Raw genomic sequence first — 17,738 nt, forward strand, 5'->3', positions numbered from 1 at the left:
CTTCAGTTTTTTGGTTTAATGGAGCGCGCCGGATTTCCAACAACTCGATCGCCCGGCGCAACGTCTTTGGTTACGACAGAGCCAGCGCCGACGACGGCCTCATCGCCAATGGTCACGCCCGGCAGTATGATTGCGCCCCCACCAATCCAAACGTTATTGCCAATTGTTACCGGTTTGGCGATCTCATCTCCGGCTAAGCGTCTTTGTGTATCGAGTGAATGAGCGGCTGTGTAAATTTGCACTCTAGGCCCAATCATGACGTTCGCGCCAACCTCAACCTGCCCATTGTCCAGAATAATGGCATCCCAGTTGATGTAGGTGTTTTCTCCGATGGACAAGTGACAACCGTAGGTAAGTTGTAGCGGTGGCTCTATACAGGCGCTGTTTTTTAATTGGACGCCCATTTCCGCCAATAGTTGTCTACGGATATCTGGGTTTGGCTCGTGGTTAAATTGGAAGACAAGCTGCGCAGTTTTGGCGCGCATTAGCTTTAGTTCTTCATCCAGACAATTATAGGCTTCTCCAGAGCGCATCCGAGTCAGTTCTGACATAACAATCATTCCATCAATGTTATTTGCAATAAGGTGCATAATAGGTGAGAGTGATTCGAAGTGAAAATTTGATGCTTAAAAATCAGAAAGTTATCACTGATTTACCTTGCGTATCCAGTTGGTTGATTGGCTCGTTTAGTTCACAAAGACGTATTCCCTAAATGGCTTAATCGGTTGAAAAAGTGGGAAACCACTCGAAGCGTTTTACGTAGATTACAATATAGTTAATAGGAAGAACTTAATTGAGCCGCTGCGCTATCGATTGGGCTAAAAATATAAGACTTATGCGCTCTGGCTTGCTGATAACGATGAATCAAGAGTGAGCACTTTATGTTCGAACGGGTCATTTCATTTTTAGAAACAACACTGTTTACCTTTAACGAACAACCTATCACGTTGTGGGCGATATTGATGGTGCCGACATGGGTCATTGTCGCTTTATGGTTATCCAAAATTTTGATCAAAACCGTTACGTCAAGAATGTCTTCATCGGGGAAAGACCCAAACGTGATTCATTTGGTTAAACGGATATTATTTGTCATCGCTCTCGCCATTATTTTTATGACCACACTTTCGATGATAAATGTGCCAATTACCGCGTTTGCCTTTCTGTCTGGTGCCATCGCTATCGGCTTCGGTTTTGGTGCGCAAAACATCATTAACAACTTCATAAGTGGCTGGATTTTGATTGGTGAAAAGCCAATCCGAATTGGGGACTTTTTAGAGGTTGAGGGCGCCAAAGGCACTGTCGAGCAAATAAATACACGCTCAACGAGAATCAGACGAACCGATGGTGTTCATATGCTCATACCCAACAGTCAGTTGATTGAGAACGTGGTGATCAACTGGACGTTATGCGACAGATTAGTTCGTGGCTCTGTCGTCGTCGGTGTCGCGTATGGGAGCGATGTCAAACAGGTTGCTGCCTTAATGGCGGAAGTGACTTCGCAGCAAGCGCAAGTTCTGAGTTCGCCAGCGCCAGATGTGTTTTTTCAAGACTTTGGTGACAATGCTTTGATCTTCGAATCTTATTTTTGGATTAACTCAACGGTTGAGGGCGGTATTCGCTCGGTCGCAAGTGCCATGCGTTTTGAAATCTACGAAGCTTTCGAAAAGCACGGCATTGAAATCGCGTTTCCACAACGAGATGTGCACATTGATGGGCAAATCAAGTTGTCTAGGGAGAGAAACGGATAGGGCGATAAGCGGTATTGGTGTTCTTATCTTGGTGTCGAGTAACCATAGCGAGGCGGTCACAACACGGATTCACCTCGCTAGAAACCAGTTTGAAGGCGTTATTGGTTGTCCCACATGACTTCGCATTCTTCTTTGATTGCTGATTTTAGCAACTCAATCAGTGGAAAAGCTCTGCGTCCTAGGCTTACCGCGGGCTCTGCTTGTTCTTCCTCTTCGTCTACATCAGTAGGGAGGTTTTCTTCAGCTGCATTTTTCGCAGATAGAGCAGAAGTTAACCTTGATAGCGCGTTAGGAACATCTTGAGCGGAAATTGATCCCGGCACAGTGCCGCTGTGACCCATCATTTTGAGCATATCTAATGCAATATCACCAAACATTGTGACGTTTGAGTGGCTTCGACAACGAAATGTTATGAGCATTTACCTGATCCTGTTTTATACGTTCGCTTTGAAACTAAATTGTAGCTGAAATCAGGCACTAATTAATGTGATGAAGACCGTTGAGCGTTAAGGTTTTTATGAGTAACAATAAAAAACGGGCACGTACGTCTGCATGCCCGTTTAAATACATTATTTGATTATGATAGTTGATGATTTACAAGCTATACGGATCGCCTAGAGCCAATGCGACCCTAGAAGCAGGAGACTTTCCTAACGCACGGCAAATTTGCCAACCCGCTTCATTGATGACGCCAAGGTCAACGCCTGTTTCAATCCCAAGTTGCTCACACAGATAAAGTACATCTTCCGTTGCAACATTGCCACTGGCTCCTTTCGCGTAAGGGCAGCCGCCGAGCCCCGCTACTGCGCTATCAATGGTGTTGATGCCCATTAACAAGGCTTGATAGATATTGGCTAATGCTTGTCCATAAGTGTCATGAAAATGTACTGCGAGCGCGTCTTTTGGCAGTAGCGTTAACAACGAATCCAGCATGGCGATAACGCGATTAGGTGTTGCCTTACCGACAGTATCACCGAGCGAAATCTCATAACATCCCATATCAAACAACGTATTGGCGACCTTGGTAGTTTGCTCTGGCTTGATTACTCCCTCATATGGACACACCATGGTACAAGACAAGTACCCGCGTACAGGAATGTTGTGCTGGTTCGCCAATTCGATAACGGGCTCAAATCGAGCGAGACTTTCGGTAATGCTGCAGTTGATGTTCTTCTGGCTGAACGTTTCTGAAGCGGAGCCAAATACCGCAATTTGCTTTACACCGCTTTCCAGCGCACGTTCTAACCCTGCGAGATTTGGTGTGAGAGCGCTATAAACCACGTCAGGCTTTTTTGAGATACCAGCAAACACCTGATCGGAATCGGCCATTTGAGGCACCCACCTTGGAGAGACGAAAGATCCCGCCTCAATATGCTTTAAGCCACTGCTGCTTAGTTGGTTAATCAAACGGATTTTATCAACCAGCGTCACTGACGTTTCATTTTGCAGACCATCACGAGCGCCGACTTCGACGATATTAACCTTCGCTGGTAGCATATTCGCGCTCCTTATCTTCACTGACGTTATCCGATATCAAAGCCAAATTCAGCAGGATGGAACCGTGCTGTACTTGGTCCCCGTGCTGATAAAACAATTCGTCGACTTTTGCTGCTACCGGAGCCGTGATGGTGTATTCCATTTTCATTGCTTCGAGTACCAAAAGCGGATCGCCCGCCGCCACTTCGTCACCTTTAGCCACCATAACTGCTGAAATTATGCCGTTGAGTGGTGCGGTTGGACTTAGTTCATCGTCAATATCTTTTGCAGAGTCAAAGTTAGGTTGATGAGCAAACGTGCGTTGCTGGCCAAGATAAAACAGTGTTGTCTGTTGCTCATCGCTAAGTGCATTCAAGGTGTAACGCACATTATCAATATCGACGATAAACTGGTTGCCACTTTCAAGCAGGATGACTTGATGCAGCTCCTCACCACATCGGACAGTGAAGTGAGATCCTGTATCTTGCGATGATTGTTGCAAACGTGCCTGATGGTTGGCTTTGGCATCCGTGAAGTTAAATCGGTAAACGTTGTCAACTGACAGTCTAAAACCTCGTTTGGTTGGCGCGGGTAACGTTGAGCTGTCTGATTTTGAAATGAGATCATTCCAACGAGCAACCGCCGCCAATGTAAGCCAGATTGAATCCGACACGTCTTGCTGCTCATTTATGCCTTGTTGATGTGTTACGAGGAAACCTGTATCGAGCTCAATCTCGGCAAAGGTTGGCTGCGAAATAATGCTGTGCAGATAACCAATGTTTGTCGTTACTCCACGTACGTGATATTGAGTTAACGCCTGCTTAAGCTGCTTTAGCGCGATATCACGAGTTTGCCCCCAGACGATCAGTTTGCTGATCATTGGATCGTAATATTCGCTGATGCTATCGCCTTGGGTAACACCACTATCAACGCGTACGCACGCTAGGCGCACATTACTGTCTGATACGGGTTCTTTTAAGTAGTCAATGCGGCCAGTCGACGGCATAAAGTCATTGTCTGTATCTTCTGCGTAAATTCGCAGCTCAATTGAATGACCGTTGTGGGTGATTTCAGATTGCGAAATAGGTAAATGCTCGCCAGCTGCGACTTTGAATTGCCACTCCACCAAATCAACGCCGGTGATCAATTCAGTGACAGGGTGTTCAACTTGCAGACGGGTATTCATCTCCATGAAGTAGAATTGACCTCGGCTATCGAGTAAGAACTCCACCGTGCCAGCGCCAACATAGTCGATCGCTTGAGCGGCCTGAACCGCAGCTTCACCCATTTGTTTACGCAGTGCATCACTAAGACCGGGAGCTGGTGCTTCTTCGACTACTTTTTGGTGACGGCGTTGAATGGAGCAATCGCGATCAGAAAGATAGACACAGTTGCCATATTGGTCAGCAAATACCTGAACTTCAACGTGGCGAGGCTGCAATATGCATTTTTCGATTAGAAGCTGCTTATCGCCAAAGCTTGAAAGTGCTTCACGCTGCGCACCGTCGATGGCCAGAGGCATTTCGGCTGCGCTATTGACCACTCGCATGCCTTTACCGCCACCCCCTTGGGTTGCTTTAAGCATCACTGGGTAACCGATTTTTTCAGCTTCCGCTAATAAGTGCTCTACGTTGTTGTCTGTGCCGTGATAGCCCGGAACCAAGGGCACGTTCGCCTCAGACATGATGGCTTTGGCTTGCGACTTCGAACCCATTGCTTCAATTGCGCTGGTGGAAGGGCCAATAAAAACAATGCCATTTTCGCTGCACGCTTTCGCCAGTTTCGGGTTCTCGGAAAGAAAACCATACCCAGGGTGGATAGCATCGGCTTGCCATTTTTTCGCAGCGCCGATAATCGCATCGATATCGAGATACGATTCACTCGCCGGAGCGGGGCCAATGAATTCAGCGAAATCCGCTTGTTTAACATGTAAGCTGCTGCGATCCGCTTCGGAATAGACGGCTACCGTCTCTATAGCCATGCTTTTTGCGGTTTTAATGATTCGGCAGGCAATTTCACCGCGGTTTGCGATCAGTATTCTTTTAAACATGATTCCTCCAATTGGCGGCGCGCTTTTCAAAAAATGCAGCTAGTCCTTCTTGTCCTTCACTGGACACGCGAGCGGTTGCAATAGCTTGGCTGGTGTATTCAATTAATGAATGATCGATAGGTTGGTTATCACAGCGTAAACAAAGTGCTTTTGCAGCCTGCATGGCTTGTGGACCGTTGTTGAGCAGGTGATCAATGGTGCGATTGACGGCTTCACGTGGTTGAGCGTCTATCTGATGAAGAATACTCATCGATAGCGCGGTTTCGGCATCAATCAGTTCCGCGGTTAAAAAGTAGCGTCGGCTTTGTCGTTGTCCAATCGCTCGGATTACGTAAGGTCCGATGGTGGCGGGTAACAAACCGAGCTTCACTTCACTCAAACAGAAGCGGCTTTCAGGTGTACCAATAGCGATATCGCAGCAGCAGATAAGCCCAAGTGCGCCGCCAAATGCAGCGCCATGCACCATAGCAATAGTCGGTTTGCTAAAGGTATCCAGCGTATGCAAAAGTTTTGCTAGTTGCTGTGCATCTTGCAGGTTTTCACCCTCGGTTTTGGTTGCCATTGACTGCATCCAGCCCAGATCTGCTCCCGCAGAAAAGTGTTTCCCTTGCGCCGTTAGTACCAATGCACGTAGAGAGTCGTCTCTCTCAAGTTTTTCCAAGGTTTCGATAAGTGAAGCAATTAATTCATCATTAAACGCGTTGTGTTTTTCTGGCCGATTCAGGCTCAACCAGGCAACGCCATTGCTGTCTTTTTCAAGCAGTAGTCCGGTCATGTGACTTCCTTTGTCTGATATTCCAATACTCGCTAACCATATACTTTACGAACATCGGTATTTGCGAGGAGTTAAGATTTGCCTTGCATCCGACTACATACGGAAGATGCCAAATTTGCTGTCTGGTATCGACGCATTAAGCGCAGCAGACAGACCAATGCCGACAACATCACGGGTTTTCGCAGGGTCAATAATGCCGTCGTCCCACAAACGAGCACTGGCGTAGTATGCATGGCTTTGAGTCTGATATTGCTCCGCAATTGGACGTTTGAACGCTTCTTCTTCCTCTACGCTCCAGCTTTCACCTTTGCGAGTTTTGATATCGCGGGTCACTTGCGCCATCACGCCAGCCGCTTGCTCTCCACCCATGACGGAGATGCGCGCGTTTGGCCACATCCACATCATGGTTGGATCATAAGCGCGGCCACACATGCCGTAGTTCCCTGCGCCATACGATCCACCAATCACTACGGTAAACTTCGGCACGTCTGCACACGCAACAGCAGTTACCATTTTCGCACCATGTTTGGCGATGCCTTCGGCTTCGTACTTCTGACCGACCATAAAGCCCGTTATATTCTGCAAGAAAAGCAGAGGAATTTTGCGTTGTGCGCACAGCTCAATAAAATGCGCGCCTTTTTGTGCTGATTCCGAAAATAGAATGCCGTTGTTAGCGACAATGCCAATCGGCATACCGTGAATATGGGCAAAGCCACAGACCAAGGTTTCGCCGAACAAGGCTTTAAATTCATCGAACTGGGAATCATCAACAATTCGGGCAATGACCTCTTTAACATCAAACGGCTTTTTAAGATCAGTACCGACGATACCGTACAGCTCTTGGGCAGGAAAACGTGGATCCTGTGGCGTTTTTTGCTTGAGTTGAACGGGTTTTAAGTGGTTGATTTGAGATACGGCTTGTCTTGCCAGTTCTAATGCGTGGTGATCGTTTTCTGCATAATAATCGGCCACGCCAGAAGTGCGACAGTGAACGTCTGCGCCACCAAGATCTTCCGCGCTGACTTCTTCACCAGTCGCTGCTTTTACAAGAGGTGGACCTGCCAAGAAAATCGTGCCTTGTTCTTTGACTATGATGGATACGTCACACATGGCAGGAACATAAGCGCCGCCAGCGGTACATAGCCCCATGACCACCGCAATTTGTGGAATGCCTTTGGCCGACATACGGGCTTGGTTGTAGAAAATACGGCCAAAATGGTCTTTATCTGGGAATACCTCATCTTGGCGGGGTAGGTTAGCGCCGCCAGAGTCGACTAAGTAAACACACGGCAGTTGGCATTTTTCTGCAATTTCTTGTGCTCTTAAGTGCTTTTTCACGGTGAGTGGGTAGTAACTGCCGCCTTTTACCGTCACGTCGTTCGCGACGATCATGCACTCAGTGCCGTCAATCACACCCACACCTGCAACCACTCCAGCACATGGAACGTAATCTGGATACACATCCCAGCCAGCAAATTGACCAATTTCTAGAAAGGACGAACCAGGGTCGAGTAGGGCAAGAATGCGCTCACGTACCGGAAGTTTGCCTTTCTTCTGCTGATGCTCGCGGGCTTTCTCACCGCCACCATCTTCTATTTGGGCAGTCACGGTATAAAGTTGATCTACAAGTGACGCCATAGAGCGGTAGTTTTCCTGATACTGCTCTGAATGGGTATTAATATTGGTCGTCAAACAAGCCATAAATAGCCGATCTCCATTCGGTAGACGGGTGACACCACCCGCCTTTATCTATGTTGAATAAGATTTAGGTTGAATAAGGAATTTATTTAGATTCAGAACGCCTAGGTATGTTGATTAGGCGCTTTCGTTAAACAATTCGCGACCAATAAGCATGCGGCGAATTTCTGAAGTGCCCGCACCGATTTCATACAGCTTGGCATCTCGCAACAAACGGCCCGTATCAAACTCGTTGATGTAGCCGTTACCGCCAAGTAGTTGAATCGCATCCAGTGCCATCTTGGTTGCCAGCTCTGCGCTGTAGAGGATCGCGCCAGCAGAATCTTTACGTGTGGTTTCACCGCGATCACAAGCGGCAGCGACGGCGTAAACATACGCTTTAGCGGCATTCATTTGTGTGTACATATCCGCGATTTTTGCTTGAACTAGCTGGAATTCACCGATGGATTTACCGAACTGTTTACGGTCGTGAATGTAAGGCACAACGATATCCATACACGCCTGCATGATGCCAAGTGGGCCGCCTGCAAGCACCACACGTTCGTAGTCGAGGCCGCTCATCAATACTTTCACGCCTTGGTTTTCTTCGCCGAGAATATTTTCCGCAGGGACTTCGCAGTTTTGGAAGACCAGCTCACACGTATTCGAGCCGCGCATGCCCAACTTGTCGAGTTTTTGGGCTTGAGTAAATCCAGGGAATCCGCGTTCCACAATAAATGCCGTGATGCCTTTGGAGTGCTGGCTTGGGTCGGTTTTTGCGTAGACAACATAGGTGTGTGCATCAGGGCCGTTGGTGATCCACATTTTGTTGCCATTTAATAGGAAAATATCGCCTTTACGTTCGGCTTTAAGCTGCATAGAGACCACATCAGAGCCGGCGCCGGGTTCACTCATAGCAAGGGCGCCGATATGTTCACCGGAGATGAGCTTAGGTAGGTATTTCTCTTTTTGCGCTTGTGTACCGTTACGGTGGATTTGGTTGACGCAAAGGTTGGAGTGAGCGCCGTAACTTAACGCAACCGAAGCGGATGCTCGGCTGATTTCTTCCATAGCGATAACGTGGGCGAGATAGCCCATGCCTGCACCACCAAACTCTTCGCTGGTGGTCACACCTAAAAGACCCATGTCACCTAATTTGGACCAAAGATGGTTTGGAAAGTCGTTAGTTTGGTCGATAGATTGCGCTAGCGGCGCAATTTCTCTTGCAGCAAAACTATTGATTTGCTCGCGAAGCAAATCGGTATTTTCGTCATAAACAAAGTTCAGGGAAGAGTAGGTAGATTTCATTGCGTGTCCTTGCCTTTACGTCACCTACATCCCAGAGTTGAGGTGTTAGGTGACTTTTTCGCCTTTCATGGATCTCAGTGTGTTTTGGCATCGCAACTGCGCAGCATTTAACTCCATCATTACCGCTTGAATGTCGTTTGCTTGCTGTTGCAATGCTGCCTTCTTCTCTTCGATCAACCGAATCATATAGTTCAACTGCTCAGTACTTTGATCGGTATCGTAGAGTTCAAATAACTCTTTGATATCTGCAAGAGAAAAGCCCAATCGCTTACCTCGCAAAATCAGTTTTAGTCGAATTCGATCACGACCATTGTAGATTCGAGTGTTGCCTTTACGTTCTGGAGTTAGGAGACCTAAATCTTCGTAGAAGCGAATGCTTCGAGTAGTAATGTCGAACTCTTTCGCGAGCTCGCTGATCTTAAATGTGTTCATTCCTTAACCTTACGACTTTCGTATAACATTTACATGAATATACAATTCGTTAACGTTAAAGTAAACAAACAACATCCACTCTTGAGCCTTGATATCACTCGCATTTACTCGAAATCAAAGAATCACTCGAACAAACAATAACCTCAAACTTGACGTTAACGTAAATGTTAGTATAGTTATGACGTAAACGTCAACAAAAGGTTAATGGAATGAAAAATGAAACATGGATTGTTGCCGCTAAGCGAACGCCTATCGGCTCTTTTCAAGGTGCATTAGCTTCAACAGATGTCACGGAACTCGGTGCGAAAGCCATTCAAGGGGCGCTAGCCGAAAGCCAACTCGATGTGCACAAAATAGACGAAGTGTTGATGGGGTGCGTTTTACCCGCTGGTGTGGGGCAAGCGCCTGCAAGACAAGCAAGCCTTAAAGCTGAAATGCCACAATCGATTGGTTGTACGACACTGAACAAAGTTTGTGGATCGGGTATGAAAACCGTGATGCTGGCATATAACCTTATTCAATCTGGTAATGCGCATGCTGTCATCGCTGGTGGCATGGAAAACATGTCGTCTTCTCCTTATCTATTAAAGAAAGCGCGTGATGGTTTCCGTTTAGGTCACGAGCAAGTGCTTGATCATATGTTTTATGACGGTTTGCAGGATGCCTACCAAGGCGAGCTGATGGGTGTCTTTGCAGAACAGACGGCGCAAAAGTATCAGTTCAGCCGTGAAAGTATGGATGCCTGGGCGCAGCAGTCGGTGACTCGTGCGCAGCAAGCAATCGAACAAGGTTTGTTCAAAGAAGAGATCGTGCCCGTTAACGTAAAAAGTCGACGCGGCGAAACCTTGGTTGTAGATGATGAGCAACCGAGCAAACTCGACGTCACTAAAATTCCTACCTTACGCCCTGCGTTTGCCAAAGATGGCGGGGTAACCGCAGCAAACTCTAGTTCCATTTCGGATGGTGCGTCGGCAATGATCTTAGTCGATAGTGAGTTTGGTCGTCAGGAAAACCTTCAGCCTCTAGCCAAAATTGTCGCGTACAGCACGCATGCAAGACAGCCTGATGAGTTCACCATCGCACCAGTCTTCGCGATTGAATCGCTGCTGGAAAAAACGGGCTGGGACAAATCAGACGTGGACCTTTGGGAAATCAATGAAGCTTTTGCTGTCGTGACTCAATACGCGGTGAAAGCTCTCGAACTGGACGAGAGCAAAGTGAACCCTCGCGGAGGGGCTTGTGCGCTGGGGCATCCAATAGGCGCAAGTGGCAATCGAATCCTTGTCACTTTGATTCATGCGCTAAAACAAACTGGTGGTAAGCGTGGCGTTGCATCGCTTTGTATTGGCGGCGGCGAAGCTACCGCTATCGCGATTGAAATCTGCTAAATCACTCTCAACAAAGTTTCACTTACATAACAGTAGTCAGTAACAAGCTGAAAAATACAAGGATGTCATCATGACAGAACAAGTAAAGCAGTATATCGGTGGTGAATTTGCCATCTCCGATTCAAAACAATGGCTAGATGTAACCAACCCGGCAACCAACGAAGTGATTGCACAAGTACCTTGTGCCACGGAATCGGAAATGAATGCGGCGATTGCCAGCGCAACAGAAACGTTCAAACGCTGGAAAGAAGTTGCAGCGCCGGAGCGTGCTAGATTGATGTTGCGTTACCAACATTTGCTAAAAGAGCAACACGATGAGTTGGCGATACTGCTTTCAAGTGAGACAGGCAAAACCCTCGCGGATGCAAAGGGTGACATTTGGCGCGGAATTGAAGTGGTAGAGCAAGCTGCAAACATTTGTAGCTCAATGATGGGCGAAACGGTGGAAAACGTCGCGACCAATATTGATGGTTACTCTTACATTCAACCGCTCGGTGTTTGTGCTGGCATCACACCGTTTAACTTCCCTGCGATGATCCCATTGTGGATGTTCCCGATGGCGATCGCTTGTGGCAACACCTTTATTTTGAAGCCGTCAGAGCAAGTGCCACTAACGGCAATGAAACTGGCGGAGCTGTTTGAACAAGCTGGCGCACCAAAAGGCGTATTGCAAGTTGTTCACGGTACCAAAGAGCAAGTCGACCGCATTCTGACTGATCCAGTTGTTCGTGCGATCTCTTTTGTTGGCTCTGTGCCCGTTGGTGAGTACATCTACAAAACAGGTACAGACAACCTGAAACGCGTGCAGTCATTTGCAGGTGCTAAGAACCACATGGTCATCATGCCGGATGGAAACAAACAGCAAGTCATCAATAACCTAGTTGGCGCGTCAGTTGGTGCTGCAGGCCAACGCTGTATGGCGATTTCGGTTGCCGTATTTGTCGGCGAAACCAAAGAATGGATTCCAGAGCTTAAAGAGGCGTTAGCTCAGGTTCAGCCTGGCGCGTGGGATGATGAAACCGCCGGTTATGGTCCACTGATTAGCCCTCAAGCGAAGCAGCGAGTGGTGAATCTGATTAATGAAGGCAAAGCGTCAGGCGCGAATTGTGTTCTGGACGGGACAGACTGCCAAGTACCTGGCTTCCCGAACGGTAACTGGGTGGGGCCAACACTGTTTACCAACGTGACCACAGACATGTCGATTTATCAGGAAGAAATTTTCGGGCCTGTACTGTTAACTATGGAAGTGGATGACCTAGATGAAGCGATTGAACTGGTAAATGCAAACCGCTTTGGTAATGGTACGTCTATTTTCACGGCGAACGGCGCTGCCGCGAGAAAGTATCAACACAATATCGAAGTAGGTAACGTAGGAATCAACGTACCGATTCCGGTGCCATTGCCGTTCTTTTCGTTTACTGGGTGGAAAGGCAGCTTCTACGGCGACCTGCATGCTTACGGTAAACAAGCGGTTCGCTTCTACACCGAGACGAAAACTGTCACCGCGCGTTGGTTTGAAGATGACATTCCAAGCGGTCCAAACATGACTATTCAACTTAGCTAATTACTGGATTAGCGACACCTCTAGCCAAGCCCTTCATCCTTTTAGAGGGCTTGGCTCGGATACAAATGCAACGAATTAGACCTTAGGACTTCAAGATGGATTTTGAATTAAACGAAGATCAACTCGCGTTTGCCGAAGTAGCAAAGCAGTTTGCAGACCAAATGTTAGCGCCGCACGCGGCCGAGTGGGATGAAAACCATCACTTCCCTAAAGATGTACTGCGTCAGGCGGGTGAGCTGGGCTTTTTGAGTATCTACACGCCACCAGAGCACGGTGGCTTGGGGTTATCTCGTTTGGATGCGGCGATCATTTTCGAGCAGTTGGCTATGGGTTGTACCGCGACTACTGCGTTTATGACCATTCACAACATGGCGACGTGGATGATCACCAGCTTTGCCAAAGCCGAAGTGGCGCAGCAGTTTAGCGCGGATCTAATTTCGGGTGAAAAGCTCGCTTCCTACTGTTTAACCGAACCTAATGCCGGCTCTGACGCCGCTTCTCTAACGACTAGCGCAGTGCGTGATGGTGATGAGTTTGTCCTCAATGGCGCAAAAGTGTTTATCTCGGGTGCGGGTGATACAGATGTTCTCGTCGTGATGGCGCGTTCCTGTGGTGAAGGAGCGAGTGGCGTTTCTGCATTCGTTGTTCCTGCTGATTGCGAAGGCATTAGCTACGGTAAAAAAGAAGCCAAAATGGGTTGGAACTGCCAGCCAACTCGCATGATTACCTTCGAAAATGTCCGCATTCCGGCTGACTATCTGTTGGGTGAAGAGGGAGAAGGCTTTAAGTTCGCCATGCTTGGTCTGGATGGCGGCCGAATCAATATCGCCACTTGTTCCGTCGGTACTGCGCAACAAGCACTGAACGAAGCCAAACAATACATGACCGAACGCAAACAGTTCGGCCGTTCACTGGCGCAATTTCAAGCGTTGCAGTTCAAGCTTGCTGATATGGCGACTGAGCTGGTCGCTGCGCGTCAAATGGTGCGACTCGCTGCCGCTAAACTCGATGCCCAGCACGCAGAAAAAAGTGCGTACTGTGCCATGGCAAAACGCTTTGCTACTGATGTGGGCTTTAAAGTCTGCGATCAGGCGCTGCAAATTCACGGTGGCTATGGCTACATAAAAGAATATCCAGTCGAGCGCCATTTCCGAGACGTTCGTGTTCACCAAATTCTTGAAGGTACCAACGAAATCATGCGTCTGATCGTCGCAAGACGATTACTAACGGAAGGCGTTGAGCTGCTTTAGTCAGCGAGACACAGCCTTACCTAAAGAAATTAAAAAGGACTGAAAGATTATGACGGCACAAATCAAATTAGAGCGCGAAGCGCATATTGCCAAGCTCACGATTAGTAATCCGCCAGCGAACACTTGGACACTTGAGTCTTTGAATCAGCTAAAAGAGTTGGCGATTGAACTTAGCAATGATCGCTCTATTTATGCGTTGGTTTTAACAGGCGAAGGCGAGAAGTTCTTCTCTGCTGGAGCAGATCTTAATAACTTTGCATCGGGTGATAAATCACAAGCAGCAGACATGGCGTTCGCATTTGGTGAAGCGTTTGAAGCGCTTTCTGCATTCGATGGGGTTTCTATCGCAGCGATTAATGGCTATGCGATGGGCGGCGGTCTGGAAGTGGCGATGGCGTGTGACATTCGTATCGCAGAAGAACAAGTACAAATGGCACTTCCTGAAGCATCGGTAGGTTTGTTGCCGTGTGCGGGTGGGACACAAAACCTGACCGCGTTGGTAGGTGAAGGCTGGGCGAAGCGTATGATTCTATGTGGCGAACGAGTGACGGCCGAGCGAGCGGAAAAAATTGGTTTAGTCGAAGAGGTGGTGGCGAAAGGTCAAGCACTCGAAGCGGCTATGGAACTAGCGCAGCGTGTTGCGGGCCAATCACCGAAATCCATTTCTGCGTGCAAAACGCTCATTCAAGGTCGACGCAGCCAAACTCACGCAGCTGGATTGGTTTTAGAGCGTGAACTGTTTTTACAGCTGTTCAATACACACGATCAGACTGAGGGTGTGAATGCGTTCTTGCAAAAGCGCAAGCCACAATGGACAAACAGCTAGCGGAGGCCAAATGACAGGTACAGTAAATGTTTCAAAACTTAAGTGCGCTGATGGCTCTATTATTGGTGTGCTAGAGCTTGATAATCCAGCTGCTCTCAACGCGTTGAGTTACGTGATGATTGAGAAGTTGTACAAACAGCTTAGTGAATGGCAAACGGACGACAGCGTCGTCGCGGTATTCTTGCATGCTCAAGGTGAAAAAGCGTTTTGTGCTGGCGGAGATATTCAAGCGATCTATCGTGCACTTGAAAACAAAGAGCAAGATTTTGATTCTGCGTTTTCAGCGATGGAAACCTTCTTTGACCTCGAATATCGCTGTGATCATCTTATTCATACTTATCCAAAACCGATCATCGCGTGGGGACATGGTTATTTGATGGGCGGGGGAGTTGGCCTGTTTATGGGTGCCAGCCATCGCGTAGCAGATACCACCACACGCTTTGCAATGCCAGAGATTAAAATTGGCCTTTACCCAGATGTAGGCGCGACGTACTTCCTAAACCAGTTGCCAAAACATTTGGCACTTTTCCTGAGTTTGACAGCTTGCCAAATTAACGCAACAGATATGAAAGCGTTGGGGTTAAGCCAATGGATTGCACAGCCAGAAAACAAGCAAGTGCTGCTGGATCTGCTTGCATCGGTAAGTTGGAAAGGTGAAGCGAACATCAACGAAAAAATCGCCACTACGCTGCGTTCGGTACACGTGGACGAGCCAACCGAAGGGATGTTGATGCCCTATGCGGAATTGATTGAGCAGTTATGTTCGGGTGACTTAGCGTCAATTGTTGATGCAATCAGCCGTGCTAACGTTGATAGCAAGTGGTTCGTCAATGCGCAAAAAGCACTGAACTATGGCAGTCCGTTGTCGCTCAGTATCACTTATCAGCAGTTAACGCAGTATCAAAACCTCTCTTTGAAAGCGTGTTTTGATATGGAATTTAACCTAACACTACGTTGTGGCTTAGAAGGTGATTTTAGAGAAGGGGTTCGTGCGCTGATTATTGATAAAACCAATCAACCGACTTGGCAACATCGCACGGTTTCTGACGTAACGCCACAAGTTTTGGAGCGCTTCTTCTCGCCAATTGACTCAGCAGAATACCCACTGACCGCATCGTCGGTAGCTATAGCGGCACTTTAGTACAAGGAAGAAATACGATATGGACAAAATTGCATTTATTGGCCTTGGTAACATGGGTGCGCCTATGGCTAAGAATCTACTCAAAGCGGGCTTGAATGTCGAAGTATTTGATTTGAACCCAAGCGCAGTTGAGGAGTTGACCGCATTGGGCGCTTCAAGTGCCGATTCCGTTCACCAGGCAGTACAAGGTGTGGAGGTGGTTGTCACTATGCTGCCAGCGAGCCAACACGTTCAAAGCGTTTATCTTGGTCAAGATGGCATCTTAGATAGCGTCGAATCAGGCACCTTGCTGATTGATTCATCCACCATCGATCCTACGACTGCTCGTTTGGTTGGCGAAAAAGCATCGCAACTTGGTATCAGTTTTGTTGATGCACCAGTATCTGGTGGCGTTGCGGGCGCAGCAGCAGGTACGTTAACTTTCATTGTTGGCGGCTCACAAGAGAACTTTGTTCAAGCCAAAGCGGTGCTTAGCCACATGGGTAAAAACATCTTCCATGCTGGTGATGCTGGAGCTGGTCAGGTGGCGAAGATCTGCAATAACATGATGTTGGGCATTTTGATGAGCGGCACCTGTGAAGCACTCAATTTAGGGATGGAAAACGGACTCGATCCCAAAGTGCTTTCCGACATCATGTTGCAAAGTTCAGGACGTAACTGGGCGCTAGAGCTTTATAACCCTTGTCCAGGTGTGATGGAAAATACGCCTGCAAGCAATGGTTATCAAGGCGGCTTTATGAGCCAGTTAATGGCTAAAGATCTGGGTCTTGCGATGGAAGCGGCAGTTGCCAGTCAAACATCGACGCCAATGGGCAGCTTGGCTCGTAACCTGTTTAATTTTCACAACGGTCAGGGCAACGGGCAAAAAGATTTCTCAAGCTTGTTTGAGTTCTACCAAAAGCAAAATCAGGCCTAAGGAGTGCGTATGGATCTAGCAAATAAGGTTATTGCGATCACGGGGGCTGGTCAGGGGCTGGGTAAACAAATGGCACTGTCACTGGCGGAACATGGCGTTCATCTTGCGCTTATCGACCTCAATTCAGAGCAACTGGCTGAAACGAAAGCGGAATGTGAATCTCTCGGCGTTACCGCTCGTTTTTATGTGACGAACGTGACTGACGAACAGCAGGTATGCACTGCTTTTGAGCAAATTGAGGCAGATTTCAAGCAGCTCAATGGCGTTATCAATAACGCAGGTATTATGCGTGATGGTATGTTCATTAAAGTCAAAGATGGTCAGGTTAACACGATGTCGCTGGAACAATTTCAGTCTGTTCTAGATGTGAATGTAACAGGCACTTTCCTGTGTGGCCGTGAAGCGAGCAAGGTAATGCTGAACACCGATAGCAAAGGGGTTCTGATCAACATATCCAGCGTTGCGCGTGCCGGGAATATTGGTCAAACCAACTATTCAGCATCTAAAGCGGCGGTAGCCACCATGGCAACGGTGTGGGCGAAAGAGTTAGGGCGTTTCGGAATTCGCTCAGTGGCGATTGCTCCGGGTGTCATCAAAACTGCCATGACAGACCAAATAAAACCTGAAGCGATGGAACGTTTAATCGGAATGATTCCGGTTGGACGTTTAGGTTTGGCGGATGAAATTTCATCGACCATAAAATACGTGTTAACCAACGAATTCGTGACCGGACGAGTGTTCGAAGTCGATGGCGGAATGCGAATGTAACCCCCTCTGCAACATAAAAAAGGGGAGCGAGTTTGATTGTCCGCTTCCTTCCACTTTCTCCTTTCTTTTATTGCTTCTATCTGAAAAATGTATTGGATGCATGGTCGACTGTTATCTCATCGAACGGTATAGAAATTTATTCTATTTCTAATGTGAATGGTTAGTTCTATATTGCTTGTCATGTAAATGTATCAACTCACAACTAAGACGATCTTTTGTCTCACTAACGAGATCATTATTCTTGGTGTGTAAAAAATACTCTCATTGGTTATATTGTGACCGAAAACTATTTCGGCATCTAAAGATGGTGATTTATTATTCAGCGCAAAATACATGGGAATATGAGGCTGACTGAATAACCTTCAGTTGTCTTAATAATAAATAATCAGAATTCTCAATTACACTGAAGTAACTACCCA

16 protein-coding genes are annotated in these 17,738 nt (G+C 47.5%); 8 read left to right on the forward strand and 8 right to left on the reverse strand.

Annotated elements, in window-relative coordinates; genetic code table 11:
* Positions 1–2: 2 nt before the first annotated feature.
* Complete coding sequence (locus N646_RS19975) at positions 3–551, reverse strand: sugar O-acetyltransferase (RefSeq protein WP_017820343.1); 549 nt, start codon at positions 549–551, stop codon at positions 3–5.
* 330 nt (positions 552–881) lie between these two features.
* Between N646_RS19975 and N646_RS19980 the strand changes: the two genes are divergently transcribed.
* Positions 882–1,748: a mechanosensitive ion channel family protein gene (locus N646_RS19980; RefSeq protein ID WP_005373258.1), complete on the forward strand. Its 867-nt coding sequence runs from the start codon at positions 882–884 to the stop codon at positions 1,746–1,748.
* A gap of 98 nt (positions 1,749–1,846) precedes the next feature.
* On the opposite strand, the gene N646_RS19985 is transcribed toward N646_RS19980, so the two are convergent.
* The 7 genes from N646_RS19985 to N646_RS20015 form a co-directional block, all read right to left on the reverse strand.
* Positions 1,847–2,167 (reverse strand): DUF1840 domain-containing protein, encoded by a 321-nt coding sequence (locus N646_RS19985; protein ID WP_017820342.1) that lies wholly within the window; start codon positions 2,165–2,167, stop codon positions 1,847–1,849.
* A gap of 175 nt (positions 2,168–2,342) precedes the next feature.
* Positions 2,343–3,245, reverse strand: a complete 903-nt coding sequence (locus tag N646_RS19990; RefSeq protein ID WP_017820341.1) for a hydroxymethylglutaryl-CoA lyase — start codon at positions 3,243–3,245, stop codon at positions 2,343–2,345.
* Positions 3,226–5,274 carry an acetyl/propionyl/methylcrotonyl-CoA carboxylase subunit alpha gene (locus N646_RS19995; RefSeq protein WP_017820340.1) on the reverse strand — a complete coding sequence of 683 codons (2,049 nt, stop codon included), beginning with the start codon at positions 5,272–5,274 and terminating at the stop codon, positions 3,226–3,228. Before N646_RS19995 ends, N646_RS19990 begins: the two co-directional genes overlap by 20 nt.
* Complete coding sequence (locus N646_RS20000) at positions 5,267–6,049, reverse strand: enoyl-CoA hydratase-related protein (RefSeq protein WP_017820339.1); 783 nt, start codon at positions 6,047–6,049, stop codon at positions 5,267–5,269. Before N646_RS20000 ends, N646_RS19995 begins: the two co-directional genes overlap by 8 nt.
* Positions 6,050–6,142: 93 nt before the next feature.
* Positions 6,143–7,750, reverse strand: a complete 1,608-nt coding sequence (locus N646_RS20005; RefSeq protein WP_017820338.1) for a carboxyl transferase domain-containing protein — start codon at positions 7,748–7,750, stop codon at positions 6,143–6,145.
* Between the two features lie 114 nt (positions 7,751–7,864).
* Positions 7,865–9,034 (reverse strand): isovaleryl-CoA dehydrogenase, encoded by a 1,170-nt coding sequence (locus N646_RS20010; protein ID WP_005373245.1) that lies wholly within the window; start codon positions 9,032–9,034, stop codon positions 7,865–7,867.
* Positions 9,035–9,079: 45 nt separating this feature from the next.
* Positions 9,080–9,466: a MerR family transcriptional regulator gene (locus tag N646_RS20015; RefSeq protein ID WP_005373242.1), complete on the reverse strand. Its 387-nt coding sequence runs from the start codon at positions 9,464–9,466 to the stop codon at positions 9,080–9,082.
* A 209-nt stretch (positions 9,467–9,675) separates the two neighbouring features.
* Here N646_RS20015 and N646_RS20020 point away from each other — a divergent pair, with 209 nt between their 5' ends.
* From N646_RS20020 to N646_RS20050, 7 genes are all read left to right on the forward strand, one after another.
* Positions 9,676–10,854 carry a thiolase family protein gene (locus N646_RS20020; RefSeq protein ID WP_017820337.1) on the forward strand — a complete coding sequence of 393 codons (1,179 nt, stop codon included), beginning with the start codon at positions 9,676–9,678 and terminating at the stop codon, positions 10,852–10,854.
* A gap of 70 nt (positions 10,855–10,924) precedes the next feature.
* Positions 10,925–12,418 carry a CoA-acylating methylmalonate-semialdehyde dehydrogenase gene (locus N646_RS20025; protein WP_017820336.1) on the forward strand — a complete coding sequence of 498 codons (1,494 nt, stop codon included), beginning with the start codon at positions 10,925–10,927 and terminating at the stop codon, positions 12,416–12,418.
* 95 nt (positions 12,419–12,513) lie between these two features.
* Positions 12,514–13,668, forward strand: a complete 1,155-nt coding sequence (locus N646_RS20030; RefSeq protein ID WP_017820335.1) for an acyl-CoA dehydrogenase family protein — start codon at positions 12,514–12,516, stop codon at positions 13,666–13,668.
* A gap of 49 nt (positions 13,669–13,717) precedes the next feature.
* Positions 13,718–14,494, forward strand: a complete 777-nt coding sequence (locus N646_RS20035) for an enoyl-CoA hydratase (protein ID WP_017820334.1) — start codon at positions 13,718–13,720, stop codon at positions 14,492–14,494.
* Positions 14,495–14,504: 10 nt separating this feature from the next.
* Positions 14,505–15,635: an enoyl-CoA hydratase/isomerase family protein gene (locus N646_RS20040; RefSeq protein WP_021035958.1), complete on the forward strand. Its 1,131-nt coding sequence runs from the start codon at positions 14,505–14,507 to the stop codon at positions 15,633–15,635.
* Positions 15,636–15,654: 19 nt separating this feature from the next.
* Positions 15,655–16,551, forward strand: coding sequence for a 3-hydroxyisobutyrate dehydrogenase (gene mmsB, locus N646_RS20045; protein WP_017820332.1), 897 nt, complete (start codon positions 15,655–15,657; stop codon positions 16,549–16,551).
* Between the two features lie 9 nt (positions 16,552–16,560).
* Entirely contained in the window at positions 16,561–17,319 is a 759-nt protein-coding gene (locus N646_RS20050) for an SDR family oxidoreductase (protein WP_017820331.1), read from the forward strand.
* Positions 17,320–17,738: the final 419 nt, after the last annotated feature.

Source organism: Vibrio alginolyticus NBRC 15630 = ATCC 17749 (genome assembly GCF_000354175.2).
Taxonomy (GTDB): Bacteria; Pseudomonadota; Gammaproteobacteria; order Enterobacterales; family Vibrionaceae; genus Vibrio; species Vibrio alginolyticus.